This is a genomic window from Pseudomonas fuscovaginae SE-1, assembly GCF_000364705.1.
In the GTDB taxonomy this organism is placed as follows: domain Bacteria; phylum Pseudomonadota; class Gammaproteobacteria; order Pseudomonadales; family Pseudomonadaceae; genus Aquipseudomonas; species Aquipseudomonas fuscovaginae_A.
This window is the reverse complement of the sequence record NZ_AQOH01000322.1, coordinates 1-15,786: the sequence shown is the minus strand read 5'-3', so window position 1 is coordinate 15,786 and position 15,786 is coordinate 1. Positions and strand designations below refer to the sequence as shown.

Genomic DNA, 15,786 nt, shown 5'->3' with positions numbered 1-15,786 from the left:
CTGCGGCAGACCGGGTTTCGCGCCTCCCGGAGTCAGTGGATGAAGGAGAGCCGGATGACCGGAAAATGTCCCGGCGATCTGGCGACGAAATGATTAAGACACTTTTAAAAGAAATTGTACACAATAAATTTTGCGCCTCTCCGCGCAACCATCCGTCGCTATCAACCTTGACAGAAGCCCGGTAAATAGCCGACCTTGAATCCATTAACTGACCGATCAGACAGGTTTTAAGTGACGAACAGAACAGGTAGGATCGGCAGCAGTTTGAAAAAACCGACTTACAAACCGGTGATAAAGTTGTATACAATCACTTCATCGCCGTGACGCCACCCAACCCGAACGGGGCGCCACGCAACCGTCACCACGAACAAGAAGGAAGACTGCAGTGAGCGCTGACTACCCACGCGACCTGATCGGTTACGGCAGTAACCCTCCTCATCCCCGCTGGCCGGGCAATGCCCGTATCGCCTTGTCCTTCGTGCTCAATTACGAGGAAGGCGGCGAGCGCAACATCCTGCACGGCGACAAGGAGTCCGAAGCCTTCCTGTCGGAGATGGTCGCGGCGCAACCCCTGCAGGGCCAGCGCAACATGAGCATGGAATCACTCTACGAGTATGGCAGCCGTGCCGGCGTGTGGCGGATCCTCAAGCTGTTCAAGCAGCTCGACATCCCGCTGACCATCTTCGCCGTGGCCATGGCCGCCCAGCGCCACCCGGACGTCATCCGAGCGATGGTCGAGGCCGGTCACGAGATCTGCAGCCACGGCTATCGCTGGATCGACTACCAGTACATGGACGAGGCGCAGGAGCGCGAGCACCTGCTCGAAGCCATCCGCATCCTCACCGACATCACCGGCGAACGCCCGCTGGGCTGGTACACCGGCCGCACCGGCCCGAACACCCGCCGGCTGGTGATGGAGGAAGGCGGCTTCCTCTACGACTCGGACACCTATGACGACGACCTGCCCTACTGGGAACCGAACAATCCGACCGGCAAGCCGCACCTGGTGATTCCCTACACCCTCGACACCAACGACATGCGCTTCACCCAGGTGCAAGGCTTCAACCAGGGCGACGACTTCTACCAATACCTCAAGGACGCCTTCGACGTGCTCTACGCCGAGGGCGCCGAGTCGCCGAAAATGCTCTCCATCGGCCTGCACTGCCGACTGATCGGACGCCCGGCGCGCCTGGCCGCGCTGCAACGCTTCCTCGAGTACGTGAAAGGCTTCGACCAGGTCTGGTTCGCCCGCCGGGTCGACATCGCCCGCCACTGGCACAGCACCCACCCTTACCAGGAGCCGGCGCAATGAGCGCGTTCCGGACCCTCAAGCCGTCGACCCTGGACCGCGCGGCCTTCGTCGCGGCCTTCGGCGACATCTACGAACACTCGCCATGGGTGGCCGAAAAGGCCTTCGACCTGGGCCAGGACGCGACGCTCGACCAGATCGAGACCCTGCATCAGCGCATGAGCGACATCCTGTTGAGCGCCGATCACGCCAGTCAACTGGCCCTGATCAACGCCCACCCGGACCTGGCCGGCAAGGCCGCGATCCAGGGCCAACTGACCGAAGCCAGCACCCACGAACAGGCCGGCGCCGGTATTCACCAATGCACGGCCGAAGAGTTCCAGCGCTTCACCGAGCTGAACGAAGCCTACAAGGCCAAGTTCAGGTTTCCGTTCATCATGGCGGTCAAGGGCAGCGACCGGCACCAGATCCTCGCCGCGTTCGAAACCCGCATCCACAACCCGGTGGACACCGAGTTCAAGTGCGCCCTGGCCGAAATCAACAGGATCGCCCTGTTCCGCCTGCAGAACCTGTAACGCGCCGGGCCCGGGTGCCGCAGGTGTCCAGGGCCAGGCAGACATTCCCAGCCACTCGCTCAGAGGCAGACAAGAAAAATGAAAGCTTACGCCGCACCTTTCGAAAAGTTCGTCAACCTGGCCGACGCCCGCCTGGGCACCCGGATCATTTCCGTCACCGACGACTGGTTCGCCGATGCCAACCGCCTGTTCCAACCCACCCCGGCCGTGTGGAAGGAAGGCGTGTTCGATGACAACGGCAAGTGGATGGATGGCTGGGAATCGCGCCGCAAGCGCTTCGAAGGCTACGACAGCGCGGTGATCCGTCTGGGCGTGCCCGGCTCGATCAAGGGCGTGGACATCGACACCTCGTTCTTCACCGGCAACTACCCACCCTCGGCCTCTCTGGAAGCCTGCTTCCTGAGCGAAGGCGAGCCGGACGAAAACACCCAGTGGGTCGAAGTGCTGCCGGCCGTCGAATTGCAGGGCAACAGCCACCACTACCATGAAATCAGCCACGAGCAGCATTTCAGCCACCTACGCTTCAATATCTACCCGGACGGCGGCGTGGCACGCCTGCGCGTTCACGGCATTCCGTACCGCGACTGGTCGGCGGTGGGCGACAACGAGCAGGTCGACCTCGCCGCCGCGCTGAACGGCGGCCGCGCCCTGGCCTGCTCCGACGAACACTTCGGCCGCATGAGCAACATTCTCAACCCCGGCCGTGGCGTCAACATGGGCGACGGCTGGGAAACCGCACGCCGTCGCACACCGGGCAATGACTGGGTGATCGTCGCCCTCGGCCATCCAGGCGAGATCGAGAAGATCATCGTCGACACCCTGCACTTCAAGGGCAACTACCCGGACAGCTGCTCGATCCAGGCTGCCTACGTCAAGGGGGGTACCGACAGCCAGATCGAGACCCAGAGCCTGTTCTGGCGCGAACTGCTGCCGAGCCAGAAGCTGGAGATGCACGCCGAGCACACCTTCGTCGAACAGATCAAGGCCCTTGGCCCGATCACCCACATCCGCCTGAACGTGTTCCCGGATGGTGGCGTGAGCCGCCTGCGCCTGTTGGGCAAGGTCGCCAAGTAACACGCGCTCCTTGTTGGAGCCGGCTTGCTGACGATAGCGATCGGACAGTCGATATCTTCGTCGACTCACACACCGCCACCGCCAGCAAGCCGGCTTCCACAGAAAAGCGATAGAGCAAGCACACGCACGAACCTACGAATTCGAGAACAGAAGAACAGCATGCGCACACTGACGATTGAACCGCTGACCAAAGAAGCCTTCGCCCCTTTCGGTGACGTGATCGAAACCGACGGCAGCGATCACTTCATGATCAACAACGGTTCGACCCAGCGCTTCCATCGCCTGGCCACGGTAGAAACCGCGACGCCCGACGACAAGGCGATCATCAGCATCTTCCGCGCCGACGCGCTGGACATGCCGCTGACCATCCGCATGCTCGAACGCCATCCGCTGGGCAGCCAGGCTTTCGTCCCGCTGCTCGGCAACCCCTTTCTGATCGTGGTCGCGCCACTTGGCGATGCACCTGTATCGGGTCTCGTCCGTGCCTTCATCACCAATGGCAGGCAGGGCATAAATTACCATCGCGGCGTCTGGCACCATCCGGTCCTGACGATCGAAAAGCGGGATGACTTCCTGGTGGTTGATCGCAGTGGCAGCGGTAACAACTGCGACGAGCATTTTTTCACAGAGGATGAGCGGTTGATCCTCGCCCCCCACCAGCGGACGGAGTGAAGACTTTTGTGCCAGGCAAGGCTGCGCTGAACACCGCCCCGGAATACCCGGTGACCGCTGTCGCCCGGGACTTCGCGACGGCTTTCATCCCAACCTGCCATCGCTCGCTACGTTTTCACACCGTCTCCAAATAAGAAAAGGCCCGATCGCTCTGCAAAAAGTGCGACGGGAGAGAGGTAAAGACTGTGGAAGCACATCTGTTGGAATGGCTGAACCTGAGCGTGCGCTGGGTTCACATGATCACCGGCGTCGCCTGGATCGGCGCTTCGTTCTATTTCGTCTGGCTGGAAAACAACCTCAACCGGGTCAACCCCAGGGACGGCCTGGCCGGCGACCTCTGGGCCATCCACGGCGGCGGTATCTACCACCTGGAAAAGTACAAGCTGGCGCCACCGAGCATGCCGGAGAACCTGCACTGGTTCAAATGGGAAGCCTACTTCACCTGGATGTCAGGCATCGCCCTGCTGTGCGTGGTGTTCTACTCCAACCCGCTGCTCTACCTGGTCGCCCCCGGCAGCGGCCTGAGTGGCGGCGAAGGGATCGCCATCGGCATCGGCGCGCTCGTCGCCGGCTGGTTCGTCTATGACTTCCTTTGCGACTCGCCGCTGGGCAAGCGCCCGGCACTGCTTGGCCTGATCCTGTTCCTCCTGCTGATCGCCGCGGCCTACGGCCTGAGCAAGGTATTCAGCGGGCGTGGGGCCTATCTGCACGTCGGCGCGATCATCGGCACCATCATGGTCGGCAACGTGTTCCGCATCATCATGCCGGCCCAACGGGCCCTGGTGGCGGCCATCGCCGAGAACCGCACGCCGGACCCGGCCCTGCCGGCCAAGGGCCTGCTGCGTTCGCGGCACAACAACTACTTCACCCTGCCAGTGCTGTTCATCATGATCAGCAACCACTTCCCGAGCACCTACGGCAGCTCGTACAACTGGCTGATCCTGGCCGGAATCGCGGTACTGGCGGTATTGGTGCGGCACTACTTCAACACCCGCCACGACAGCCAGAAATTCGCCTGGACCCTGCCGGTCGCGGCACTGGGCATGATCTGCCTGGCCTACGTCACCGGCCCGGCGTCGAACCCGGCTCCTCCCGAAGTGGCCAAGACGCCAGCGAAGATCGAGTACCAGCCCCTGCCGGAAACCGCCCTCGGTGGCGGCCTCAAGCCGGCTCCGTCGGCTGAGCCGAACACTCCGGCGGCAGCGGCTACGGCGACAACGCCAGCGGCAGACGCGGTGGCCTTCGACAAGGTACATAGCGTGATTCAGGAACGGTGCGCGGTCTGCCACTCGGCCAAGCCCACCAGCCCGTTGTTCAGCAGCGCGCCGGCAGGGATCATGTTCGACACGCCACAACAGATCCGGCAACTGGCCCCGCGCATCCAGGCACAGGCCGTCACGACCCAGATCATGCCTCTGGGCAACATCACCCAGATGACCCAGCAGGAACGTGACCTGATCGGCGCCTGGATCAACCAGGGGGCACGTACCAACTAGTCGTAGAGACTGAAAGTTTCATGAAATGAGACCTTGTGGCGAGCAGGCTTGCCTGCGTGGGGCGCGAAGCGCCCCTGAAACCGATGAACGCGATACTGCTGATGGAACGCGGACCCAGGTTTGCGGCTGCCTTGCAGCCGAGAGCGGCGGTGCGGCGTTCCGACAAGCCCGCTAGCCACAAGCAACCACACAGCGCCAAACCACAAGAATAAAAAACTTCCGAGGTGTTGCATGTCCGAGCTATCCGAACCGCGCATACCCGAAGCACCCGCCATCCAGCGCCTGCCCCTGTTGCAGCTGCTCCTGGTGGGCCTGCAACACGTACTGCTGATGTATGGCGGGGCCGTTGCCGTACCGCTGATCATCGGACAGGCCGCCGGCCTGAGTCGTGAGGAAATCGCCTTCCTGATCAACGCCGACCTGCTGGTGGCCGGCATCGCCACCCTGGTGCAATCCTTCGGCATCGGCCCCCTGGGCATTCGCATGCCGGTGATGATGGGCGCCAGCTTCGCCGCCGTCGGCAGCATGGTGGCCATGGCCGGCATGCCCGGCATCGGCATGACCGGGATCTTCGGCGCAACCATCGCCGCCGGCTTCTTCGGCATGCTGATCGCGCCGTTCATGTCCAGGGTGGTGCGCTTCTTCCCACCGCTGGTCACCGGCACGGTCATCACCGCCATCGGTCTCTCGCTGTTCCCCGTGGCGGTGAACTGGGCCGGCGGCGGCAGCGCCGCGGCGCAGTTCGGCTCACCGATCTACCTGACCGTCGCCGGCCTGGTGCTGGCCACGATCCTGTTGATCAACCGCTTCATGCGCGGCTTCTGGGTCAATGTCTCGGTGCTGATCGGCATGGCCCTGGGCTATGTGCTGTCCGGCGTCATCGGCCTGGTCGACCTCGGCGGCCTGGCCCAGGCGCCCTGGGTCAAGGTGGTCACGCCGCTGCATTTCGGCCTGCCGCAATTCCATCTCGCGCCGATCCTGTCCATGTGCCTGGTGGTGGTGATCATCTTCGTCGAGTCCACCGGCATGTTCCTCGCCCTGGGCAAGATCACCGGCCAGGACGTCACTCCACGGATGCTGCGGCGCGGCCTGCTGTGCGATGCCGGTGCCTCGTTCTTCGCCGGCTTTTTCAACACCTTCACCCATTCCTCGTTCGCCCAGAACATCGGCCTGGTACAGATGACCGGCGTGCGTTGCCGCTCGGTGACCCTGGTCGCCGGCGGTTTCCTGATCCTCCTCAGCCTGCTGCCCAAGGCGGCCTTCCTGGTCGCCTCGATTCCACCGGCGGTGCTTGGCGGCGCAGCCATCGCGATGTTCGGCATGGTTGCCGCCACCGGAATCAAGATCCTCCAGGAAGCCGACATCTCCGATCGGCGCAACCAACTGCTGGTGGCCGTCAGTATCGGCATGGGCCTGATTCCGGTGGTCCGTCCGGAGTTCTTCGCCCACCTTCCGCAGTGGATGGGACCGATCACCCACAGCGGGATCGCCATGGCCACCCTCAGCGCAGTGGCCCTGAACCTGTTGTTCAACGTCCTCGGCGGCGCCGAGCGGGCCACCCTCAGCGGGCACGTGCACCCGCACTGAGTGACCGGCCCGGCGACGCCTTGTCGCGCGGACTTGAGAGCCCGGGCGCGCCTCTGTATCCTGCGCGCCCTCTCGTTTACAGCCGAAAAAAGGCGCCACGCCAGAGCGCCGGACGACTTCGACGTCGAACCTCTTAACTTTGGGAGCAACCCTATGAAACGTATTTGCACGAGCCTGATGCTCGCGGGGACACTGCTGTCGACCGGAACCGCCGTGGCCGACGACCTGCTGCAGTGGCAGAACAACAGCCTGACCTACCTGTGGGGCAAGAATTTCGCGATCAACCCGCAGATCCAGCAGACCGTCACCTTCGAGCACGCCGACGCCTGGAAATACGGTGACAACTTCTTCTTCCTCGACCGGATCTTCTACAACGGCAAGGCCGATGGCAACGTCGGTCCCAACACCTATTATGGCGAGTTCAGCCCGCGCCTGTCGTTCGGCAAGATCCTCGACCAGAAGCTCGAATTCGGCCCGATCAAGGACGTCCTCCTGGCCTTCACCTATGAGTTCGGCGAAGGCGACAACGAATCCTATCTGGTCGGCCCGGGCTTTGACCTGGCGATCCCCGGCTTCGACTACTTCCAGTTGAACTTCTACCAGCGCCAGACCGAAGGCAACCGTCCTGGCGACAACGTCTGGCAAATCACACCGGTCTGGTCCTACACCATTCCGGTGGGCGATTCCAATGTGCTGATCGACGGTTTCATGGACTGGGTGGTCGACAACGACCAGACCTCACGCGGCACCTACCACGCCAACCTGCACTTCAACCCGCAGATCAAGTACGACTTGGGCAAGGCCTTGCACTGGAGCGCAAAACAGTTGTACGTGGGTATCGAGTACGACTACTGGAAGAACAAGTACGGCGTCGAGGATTCCGGTGCCTTCAAGACCAACCAGGACACCGCGAGCCTGCTGGTCAAGTACCACTTCTGATGAAGAACGGGAGCCCGCCGGGCTCCCCGTTTGCTCCAGCGGCCAGAGCATCATCACACCACCGCAAAAAAAACTCGCCCCCGCACCCACCTCCCCGACAGCTCTAGCTCAAGCCTCAAAGCCAGATCGCCGTTGCGCTGCGCCCTTTCCCAGGTATTTCCCGGCCTGACTGCAGATTGACAAAGCATTTTTTCGCTGTCGATAATTCGCTCCATGTTGTACGACGACGTATAACGCTTATAACAATAAAAACCGCAGGAGCTTCACCCTCATGATGATCCGTCCCTCCCGATCGTTGTTGCTGTCCGGCACTGCAAGCCTCGCCCTGACCCTGCCCTCCCTGGCCGGTGCCGAGGGTTTCGTCGACGATGCCAGCGCCAACCTGAATCTGCGCAACGCCTACTTCAACCGCAACTTCACCAACCCGGCCTACCCCCAGGGCAAGGCCGAGGAATGGACCCAGAACTTCATCCTCGATGCCCGCTCCGGCTTCACCCAGGGCACCGTCGGTTTCGGCGTCGACGTGCTCGGCACCTTTTCCCAGAAACTCGATGGCGGCAAGGGCACCGGCGGCACGCAACTGCTGCCACTGGACCGTGACGGGCGCCCGGCGGACAACTTCGGCCGCCTGGGCGTGGCCTTCAAGGCCAAAATCTCCAAGACCGAACTGAAGGTCGGCGAATGGATGCCGGTGCTGCCGATCCTCCGTTCCGACGACGGCCGCTCGCTGCCGCAGACCTTCCGCGGCGGCCAGATCACCTCGAAGGAAATCGACGGCCTGACGCTCTATGGCGGCCAGTTCCAGAAGAACAGCCCGCGCAACGATTCGAGCATGACCGATATGTTCATGAACGGCCGCGCCGGCATCACCTCCGACCGCTTCAACTTCCAGGGCGGCGAATACAGCTTCAACGACAAGCGCACGATGATTGGCCTGTGGAACGCCCAGCTCAAGGACATCTACAGCCAGCAATACGTCAACCTGGTGCACAGCCAGCCGCTGGGCGACTGGACCCTGGGGGCCAACCTCGGCTACTTCTACGGCAAGGAAGACGGCAGCGCCCGCGCCGGCGACCTGGACAACCGCACCTGGTCGGGGCTGTTCTCGGCCAAATACGGCGGCAACACCTTCTACGTCGGCCTGCAGAAACTCACCGGCGACAGTGCCTGGATGCGGGTCAACGGCACCAGCGGCGGCACCCTGGCCAACGACAGCTACAACAGCAGCTATGACAATGCGCAGGAGAAGTCCTGGCAACTGCGCCACGACTACAACTTCGCCGCGCTGGGGATTCCGGGGTTGACCCTGATGAACCGCTACATCAGCGGTGACAATGTGCATGTCGGCGCGATCACCGACGGCAAGGAGTGGGGCCGCGAATCGGAACTGGCCTATACGGTGCAAAGCGGGACCTTCAAGAACCTGAACGTGCGGTGGCGCAATTCGAGCATCCGCAAGAACTTCAGCACCAACGAGTTCGACGAGAACCGTCTGTTCATCAGTTATCCGATTTCGCTGCTGTAACGCTTGCCGGGGCTAACAGCCAACCCCTGTGGGAGCAGGATTCATCCGCGAGTAGGTCTTTGAGATCGCCAAACAGCTTCGCGGATAAATCCGGCTCCTATCCTGGATGGGGTGAATCACTAAGAACGGGAAACCCCATCGAACAATACCGAAACATCTTGCAAAATCTGCAGTCCGCAATCGTCAGGAATCATCCGTCCCCTCACATTGACAAAGCCGTTTCACGCTGACGATAATCCAGACAAATGTCGTACGACAACGGACGACAAAAACAACAAAAACCTCCGATCAGGGCCTCGCCATGACCTCAGCCACACCGACCCCGCCGCCTTTCAACCGTCTTCTGCTCACCGGCGCGGCCGGTGGCCTGGGCAAGGTATTGCGCGAAAGCCTGCGCCCCTATGCCCGCATCCTGCGTCTTTCCGATATCGCCGAAATGGCTCCGGCCATCGACGACCGCGAGGAAATCCAGCCCTGCGACCTCTCCGACAAACAGGCGGTCCATCACCTGGTCGAAGGCGTGGACGCGATCCTGCACTTCGGCGGCGTCTCGGTGGAGCGCTCCTTCGAAGAGATTCTCGGCGCCAACATCTGCGGTGTCTTCCACATCTACGAAGCCGCCCGCCGCCACGGCGTCAAGCGCGTGATCTTCGCCAGCTCCAACCATGTGATCGGCTTCTACAAGCAGAGCGAAACCCTCGACGCCCGCGCCCCGCATCGCCCGGACAGCTACTACGGACTGTCCAAGTCCTATGGCGAGGACATGGCCAGCTTCTACTTCGACCGCTACGGCATCGAGACCGTCAGCATCCGCATCGGCTCGTCGTTCGCCCAGCCGCAGAACCGCCGGATGCTCAGCAGTTGGCTGAGCTTCGGCGACCTGACCCGTCTGCTCGAACGCGCCCTTTATACCCCGAACGTCGGCCACACCGTGGTCTATGGCGTCTCCGACAACCGCACCATCTGGTGGGACAACCGCCTCGCCGCCCATCTCGGCTACCAGCCCAGGGACAGCTCCGAACCGTTCCGCGCCGCGATCGAGGCCCAGCCGGCACCACCGGCGGACGACCCGACGCTGGTCTATCAGGGCGGCGCCTTCGTCACCGCGGGCCCCTTCGGCGACTGAACGGGCGCCCCCACCTTCGGCAATGGAACCGCCATGAACGCTGAACTGATTCTCGATGCCCGCAACGCCACCGGGGAAAGCCCGGTGTGGAGCGTGCAAGAACAGGCCCTCTACTGGGTCGATATCCCGGCCCGCCGCCTGCACCGCTGGAGTGCCGAAGGTCGGCAGACCCGCAGTTGGGAAGCCCCGGAAATGCTCGCCTGCATCGCCCGAAGCCGCGACGGCAGCTGGATCGCCGGGCTGGAAAGCGGCCTGTTTCGCCTGCAGACCGACGCCGACGGACCTCTGCACAGCCAACGGCTCACGAAGGTTGCCCACGCCCTGCCCGGCATGCGCTTCAACGATGGCCGCTGCGATCGCCAGGGTCGATTCTGGGCCGGCACCATGCTGCTGGACATGGGCCTCGGCCGCCCGGTCGGGGCGCTGTATCGCTACGAGGCCGGGCAGAGCACGCCGCCCGCGGCCCGACTGGACGGGCTGATCGTACCCAACGGCCTGGCCTTCAGCCCGGACGGCAGGACGATGTACCTGTCCGATTCGCACCCGAGCGTGCAGTCGATCTGGGCCTTCGACTACGACCCGGACAGCGGCACGCCCCATGACCGCCGGCTGTTCGTCGACATGCGGCAACATCCGGGACGCCCCGACGGCGCCGCCATGGATGTCGACGGTTGCTACTGGATCTGCGGCAACGACGACGGTCTGATCCATCGTTTCACCCCCGACGGTCGCCTCGACCGCTCTCTCGCGGTGCCCGTGAAAAAGCCGGCCATGTGCGCCTTCGGCGGCAGTGACCTGGGCACCCTGTTCGTCACTTCGATCCGCCCCGGCGGCGACCTGCGCGACCAGCCCCTGGCCGGTGGCGTGTTCGCCCTGCGACCCGGCGCCCAAGGCCTGGAGGAGCCTTTTTTCAACGCCTGATTCCCGGCGCCCACCGGCGCCTGCAGCGAGTTTTGAACGAAGCAGCCAGACAATAACAACAAGACGGAGAATCACCCCATGGACTTCAAACGCAAGCTTCTTGTCGCCGCACTCCCCCTCGCCCTCGGCTTCAGCCACCTGGCCCAGGCCCTGGAAATCAAGTTCGCCGACGTTCACCCGGCTGGCTACCCCACCGTGGTCGCCGAAGAGAACATGGGCAAGGCCCTGACCCAGCAGAGCAACGGCCAACTGACCTTCAAGATGTTCTCCGGCGGCGTGCTCGGCTCGGAAAAGGAAGTGGTCGAACAAACCCAGATCGGCGCGATCCAGATGGCCCGGGTCAGTCTCGGCATCGTCGGTCCGGTGGTGCCGGACGTGAACGTGTTCAACATGCCCTTCGTGTTCCGCGACCAGGCGCACATGCGCAAGATCATCGACGGCGAGATCGGCCAGGAGATCCTCGACAAGATCACCCAGTCCGAATTCAACCTCGTCGCCCTGGCCTGGATGGACGGCGGCACCCGCAACCTCTACACCAAGAAGCCGGTGCGTAGCCTGGCCGACCTCAAGGGCATGAAGATCCGTGTACAGGGCAACCCGCTGTTCATCGAGACCATCAATGCCATGGGCGGCAACGGCATCGCCATGGACACCGGCGAGATCTTCAGCGCCCTGCAGACCGGCGTGATCGACGGTGCGGAAAACAACCCGCCGACCCTGCTCGAACACAACCACTACCAGAACGCCAAGTACTATGCCCTCACCGGCCACCTGATCCTGCCGGAACCGCTGGTGATGTCGAAGACCACCTGGAACAAACTCACACCCGAGCAGCAGACCCTGGTCCGCCAGGCAGCCCGCCAGGCCCAGCTGGAACAGCGCACCCTGTGGGATGCCAAGTCCGCCAGCAGCGAAGAGAAACTCAAGGCCGCCGGCGTCGAGTTCGTCGAGGTCGACAGGAAACCCTTCTACGAAGCCACCGCCCCGATCCGCCAGAAATACGGTGCCCCCTACGCCGAGTTGATGACCCGCATCGAAGCGGTCGAGTAAAGCCCTCTACCCACATGGAAGGTCCGACCGGCGTGCCCTGGGCGCACGTCGGCGGGTCACGGTGAAATCCGATGAAGCATCTCGTGCTGCTGATCAACGATCGGCTCTACATGACCTGTGTCTGGGTCGCGGGCCTGGCGATCCTCGCCATCAGCCTGATCATCCCCTGGGGCATCTTCGCCCGTTACGTCCTCGGCACCGGCTCCAGCTGGCCGGAGCCCACCGCCATCCTGCTGATGATGGTATTCACCTTCATCGGCGCAGCCTCCAGCTACCGGGCCGGCGCGCACATGGCCGTCGCCATGCTCACCGACCGCCTGAACCCGGCCCTGCGCTCGGCCGCCGCGCTGATCGCGCAGGTGCTGATGGCGACCATCTGCCTGTTCATGACCGTCTGGGGCGCCAAGCTCTGCGCCTCGACCTGGAACCAGTTCATGAGCGCGCTGCCAACCTTGCGCGTCGGCATCACCTACATGCCGATTCCGGTGGGCGGTTTCCTCACCCTGGTGTTCGTTCTGGAAAGACTCCTGCTGGGCGACCAGAGCCAGCGCCGCGTAGTGCGTTTCGACCTGGTCGAAGAAAACGAAGGAGCCGCATGAATGGACGCCTTTATCCTGTTGGGCAGCTTCATCGCACTGATCCTGATCGGCATGCCGGTGGCTTATGCGCTGGGACTTTCCGCGCTGATCGGCGCCTGGTGGATCGACATTCCGTTCCAGGCCCTGATGATCCAGGTCGCCGGTGGCGTGAACAAGTTCTCGCTGATGGCGATTCCGTTCTTCGTCCTGGCCGGCGCGATCATGGCCGAGGGCGGCATGTCGCGCCGGTTGGTGGCATTTGCCGGCGTTCTGGTGGGGTTCGTCCGTGGCGGCCTGTCGCTGGTGAACATCATGGCGTCGACCTTCTTCGGGGCGATTTCCGGTTCGTCGGTGGCCGACACCGCCTCGGTCGGCTCGGTGCTGATTCCGGAAATGGAACGACGCGGCTACCCCCGCGAATTCTCCACCGCGGTCACGGTCAGCGGCTCGGTGCAGGCGCTGCTGACCCCGCCCAGCCACAACTCGGTGCTCTACTCGCTGGCGGCCGGCGGCACGGTCTCCATCGCCTCGCTGTTCATGGCCGGGGTGGTGCCGGGCCTGCTGATGAGCGCCTGCCTGATGGTGCTGTGCCTGATCTTCGCGAAGAAGCGCGACTACCCCAAGGGCGAAGTCATTCCCCTGCGCCAGGCCCTGAAGATCTGCGCCGATGCGCTGTGGGGCCTGATGGCCATGGTGATCATCCTCGGCGGGATTCTCTCGGGGATCTTCACCGCCACCGAGTCGGCGGCGATCGCGGTGCTCTGGTCGTTCTTCGTGACCATGTTCATCTACCGCGACTACAAGTGGCGCGAACTGCCCAAGCTGATGCACCGCACCGTGCGGACCATCTCCATCGTGATGATCCTCATCGGCTTCGCCGCCAGCTTCGGCTACATCATGACCCTGATGCAGATCCCGGCGAAGATCACCACGCTGTTCCTGACCCTGTCGGACAACCGCTACGTGATTCTGATGTGCATCAACGCCATGCTGCTGTTGCTCGGCACGGTGATGGACATGGCGCCACTGATCCTGATCCTCACGCCGATCCTGATGCCGGTGATTCTCGGCATCGGCGTCGACCCGGTGCACTTCGGCATGATCATGCTGGTGAACCTGGGGATCGGCCTGATCACCCCACCGGTGGGCGCGGTGCTGTTCGTCGGTTCGGCGGTGGGCAAGGTCAGCATCGAGAAGACCGTGATCGCGCTGCTGCCCTTCTACTGCGTGCTGTTTGCCGTGCTGATGGCGGTAACCTACATCCCGGCGCTGTCGCTCTGGCTGCCACGCCTGGTGCTGTAGACCCGACGCTCCCGAGAGCCGCCGGGACCGGCGGCTCTGCATTTTCGGTGAAGGAAAACCACCTGCCATGTCCGCTTCCCCCACCCTGCCGCGCCCGCTCGCGGTGCTGATTCTCGCCACCCTCGCCTGCGCCTTCGCCGGCAACCATATCGCCGCGCGGATCGCCTTCGATCACGACACCGGCCTGCTGCTGGCGATCCTCTGTCGCTCCGGCATCACCCTGCTGGCGCTGGCCGCCGTGGTCTTCTGGCAACGCGAAAGCCTGCGGCTGAAGGCTGGTACCTGGCGCTGGCAACTGCTGATGGGGGTGCTGATCGCCACCCAGAGTTTCTGTATCTATTCAGCCGTGGCGCGGATTCCCGTGGCCCTGGCCTTGCTGGTGGGCAACACCGCGCCGATTCTGCTGGCGCTGCTCAACTGGGCCCTCGGCGGGCGGGCGCCGAGCCGGCAGGCCCTGCTGCTGATGGGCATGATCCTGCTCGGCCTGCTGTTCGCCCTTGATGTACCGCAACGCCTGGGTGGCGGCGGCGACGAAAGCCACTGGCTGGAAGGCGTTCTGTTCGCCTTGGCCGGCGCCGCAGTCTTCGCCTGCGCCCTGTGGATCACCGAGCACCGGCTGGCCCAGGTCCGCGGCAGCGTGCGCAGCCTGCTGACCCTGCTGGTGGTGTTCTGCGTCACCGCCCTGCTCGGCCTGAGCGACCTGCTGCCCGGTGGCGTCAGCCCGCCCAGCGCACCGACCGGCTGGCTGGCGCTGGGTTGCCTGGTGCTGCTCTACGGCCTGGCATTTTCGTTGCTGTTCATCTGCGTGAGCCGCCTGGACATCGTGCGCAACGCGCCAGTGATGAATGTCGAACCGATTGCCAGCCTGCTGCTCGGCTGGCTGATCCTCGACCAGTTGCTGAGCGGCATGCAGGTCCTCGGCGGCCTGATCGTGGTCGGCGGGATCGTGCTGCTGGCCTATCGCAAGCCGGCCTGAACACCGGGCCGGCGGGGGGCAATCTTGGCCTGTCGCAGACCCGGTGCTACCATGCCCAACCGCCCGGACAGGCAAGGAATAACCTGGTTTATGAGCACCATCCGCGAACGCAACAAAGAACTGATTCTGCGCGCAGCCAGTGAAGAGTTCGCCGACAAGGGGTTCGCCGCCACCAAGACCAGCGACATCGCCGCCCGGGCCGGCCTGCCCAAGCCCAACGTCTACTACTACTTCAAGTCCAAGGACAACCTCTACCGCGAGGTGCTGGAAAGCATCATCGAACCGATCCTGCAGGCCTCGACGCCGTTCAATCCCGACGGCGTGCCCGGCGAGGTGCTGGCCGGCTACATCCGCTCGAAAATCCGCATCTCCCGCGACCTGCCGGCGGCGTCCAAGGTGTTCGCCAGCGAGATCATGCACGGCGCCCCGCACCTGAGCCCCGACCTGGTCGAACAGCTCAACGCCCAGGCCCGGCACAACATCGAGTGCATCCAGAGCTGGATCGACCGCGGCCAGATCGCCCCGGTCGATCCCAACCACCTGATGTTCACCCTCTGGGCCGCGACCCAGACCTATGCCGACTTCGACTGGCAGATCTCCTCGATCACCGGCAAGGCCAGGCTCGATGACGCCGACTATGAAGCAGCGACGCAGACCATCGTGCGGCTGGTGCTCAAAGGGTGCGAGCCCGATCGGTAAACGCAGAGCATTCGTGG

15 protein-coding genes are annotated in these 15,786 nt (G+C 63.4%); all 15 read left to right on the top strand.

Going from position 1 to position 15,786, the window contains the following annotated elements:
- Window positions 1–385: 385 nt before the first annotated feature.
- The 15 genes from puuE (at window position 386) to K675_RS0125725 (ending at window position 15,769) form a co-directional block, all read left to right on the top strand.
- Window positions 386–1,312 carry an allantoinase PuuE gene (gene puuE / locus K675_RS0125795; protein WP_017906350.1) on the top strand — a complete coding sequence of 309 codons (927 nt, stop codon included), beginning with the start codon at window positions 386–388 and terminating at the stop codon, window positions 1,310–1,312.
- Window positions 1,309–1,824, top strand: coding sequence for a 2-oxo-4-hydroxy-4-carboxy-5-ureidoimidazoline decarboxylase (gene uraD, locus K675_RS0125790; RefSeq protein ID WP_017906349.1), 516 nt, complete (start codon window positions 1,309–1,311; stop codon window positions 1,822–1,824). Before puuE ends, uraD begins: the two co-directional genes overlap by 4 nt.
- Window positions 1,825–1,902: 78 nt before the next feature.
- Window positions 1,903–2,898: an allantoicase gene (gene alc / locus K675_RS0125785; RefSeq protein WP_017906348.1), complete on the top strand. Its 996-nt coding sequence runs from the start codon at window positions 1,903–1,905 to the stop codon at window positions 2,896–2,898.
- A gap of 159 nt (window positions 2,899–3,057) precedes the next feature.
- Window positions 3,058–3,570, top strand: a complete 513-nt coding sequence (locus K675_RS0125780; protein ID WP_017906347.1) for an ureidoglycolate lyase — start codon at window positions 3,058–3,060, stop codon at window positions 3,568–3,570.
- A 185-nt stretch (window positions 3,571–3,755) separates the two neighbouring features.
- Window positions 3,756–5,066, top strand: a complete 1,311-nt coding sequence (locus K675_RS0125775; RefSeq protein ID WP_017906346.1) for a urate hydroxylase PuuD — start codon at window positions 3,756–3,758, stop codon at window positions 5,064–5,066.
- 231 nt (window positions 5,067–5,297) lie between these two features.
- Window positions 5,298–6,653 carry a nucleobase:cation symporter-2 family protein gene (locus K675_RS0125770; RefSeq protein ID WP_017906345.1) on the top strand — a complete coding sequence of 452 codons (1,356 nt, stop codon included), beginning with the start codon at window positions 5,298–5,300 and terminating at the stop codon, window positions 6,651–6,653.
- 153 nt (window positions 6,654–6,806) lie between these two features.
- Window positions 6,807–7,592, top strand: coding sequence for an outer membrane protein OmpK (locus K675_RS0125765; protein WP_017906344.1), 786 nt, complete (start codon window positions 6,807–6,809; stop codon window positions 7,590–7,592).
- Between the two features lie 271 nt (window positions 7,593–7,863).
- Entirely contained in the window at window positions 7,864–9,117 is a 1,254-nt protein-coding gene (locus K675_RS0125760) for an OprD family porin (protein ID WP_017906343.1), read from the top strand.
- A 301-nt stretch (window positions 9,118–9,418) separates the two neighbouring features.
- Window positions 9,419–10,243, top strand: coding sequence for an NAD-dependent epimerase/dehydratase family protein (locus K675_RS0125755; RefSeq protein WP_017906342.1), 825 nt, complete (start codon window positions 9,419–9,421; stop codon window positions 10,241–10,243).
- Between the two features lie 33 nt (window positions 10,244–10,276).
- Entirely contained in the window at window positions 10,277–11,164 is an 888-nt protein-coding gene (locus tag K675_RS0125750) for a glucurono-1,5-lactonase (RefSeq protein ID WP_017906341.1), read from the top strand.
- Between the two features lie 78 nt (window positions 11,165–11,242).
- Window positions 11,243–12,214: a TRAP transporter substrate-binding protein gene (locus K675_RS0125745; protein WP_017906340.1), complete on the top strand. Its 972-nt coding sequence runs from the start codon at window positions 11,243–11,245 to the stop codon at window positions 12,212–12,214.
- Between the two features lie 71 nt (window positions 12,215–12,285).
- Window positions 12,286–12,813, top strand: coding sequence for a TRAP transporter small permease (locus K675_RS0125740; RefSeq protein ID WP_017906339.1), 528 nt, complete (start codon window positions 12,286–12,288; stop codon window positions 12,811–12,813).
- Window positions 12,814–14,094, top strand: coding sequence for a TRAP transporter large permease (locus tag K675_RS0125735; protein ID WP_017906338.1), 1,281 nt, complete (start codon window positions 12,814–12,816; stop codon window positions 14,092–14,094).
- Between the two features lie 67 nt (window positions 14,095–14,161).
- Window positions 14,162–15,070: an EamA family transporter gene (locus K675_RS0125730; protein ID WP_017906337.1), complete on the top strand. Its 909-nt coding sequence runs from the start codon at window positions 14,162–14,164 to the stop codon at window positions 15,068–15,070.
- A 90-nt stretch (window positions 15,071–15,160) separates the two neighbouring features.
- Window positions 15,161–15,769 (top strand): TetR/AcrR family transcriptional regulator, encoded by a 609-nt coding sequence (locus K675_RS0125725; protein WP_017906336.1) that lies wholly within the window; start codon window positions 15,161–15,163, stop codon window positions 15,767–15,769.
- Window positions 15,770–15,786: the final 17 nt, after the last annotated feature.

Excerpts from the sequence above, each read along its gene's own strand:
- uraD (WP_017906349.1), top strand. The coding sequence starts at position 1,309 with ATGAGCGCGTTCCGGACCCTCAAGCCGTCGACCCTGGACCGCGCGGCC.
- alc (WP_017906348.1), top strand. The coding sequence starts at position 1,903 with ATGAAAGCTTACGCCGCACCTTTCGAAAAGTTCGTCAACCTGGCCGAC.
- K675_RS0125780 (WP_017906347.1), top strand. The coding sequence starts at position 3,058 with ATGCGCACACTGACGATTGAACCGCTGACCAAAGAAGCCTTCGCCCCT.
- K675_RS0125770 (WP_017906345.1), top strand. The coding sequence starts at position 5,298 with ATGTCCGAGCTATCCGAACCGCGCATACCCGAAGCACCCGCCATCCAG.
- K675_RS0125765 (WP_017906344.1), top strand. The coding sequence starts at position 6,807 with ATGAAACGTATTTGCACGAGCCTGATGCTCGCGGGGACACTGCTGTCG.
- K675_RS0125760 (WP_017906343.1), top strand. The coding sequence starts at position 7,864 with ATGATGATCCGTCCCTCCCGATCGTTGTTGCTGTCCGGCACTGCAAGC.
- K675_RS0125755 (WP_017906342.1), top strand. The coding sequence starts at position 9,419 with ATGACCTCAGCCACACCGACCCCGCCGCCTTTCAACCGTCTTCTGCTC.
- K675_RS0125750 (WP_017906341.1), top strand. The coding sequence starts at position 10,277 with ATGAACGCTGAACTGATTCTCGATGCCCGCAACGCCACCGGGGAAAGC.
- K675_RS0125745 (WP_017906340.1), top strand. The coding sequence starts at position 11,243 with ATGGACTTCAAACGCAAGCTTCTTGTCGCCGCACTCCCCCTCGCCCTC.
- K675_RS0125740 (WP_017906339.1), top strand. The coding sequence starts at position 12,286 with ATGAAGCATCTCGTGCTGCTGATCAACGATCGGCTCTACATGACCTGT.
- K675_RS0125735 (WP_017906338.1), top strand. The coding sequence starts at position 12,814 with ATGGACGCCTTTATCCTGTTGGGCAGCTTCATCGCACTGATCCTGATC.
- K675_RS0125730 (WP_017906337.1), top strand. The coding sequence starts at position 14,162 with ATGTCCGCTTCCCCCACCCTGCCGCGCCCGCTCGCGGTGCTGATTCTC.
- K675_RS0125725 (WP_017906336.1), top strand. The coding sequence starts at position 15,161 with ATGAGCACCATCCGCGAACGCAACAAAGAACTGATTCTGCGCGCAGCC.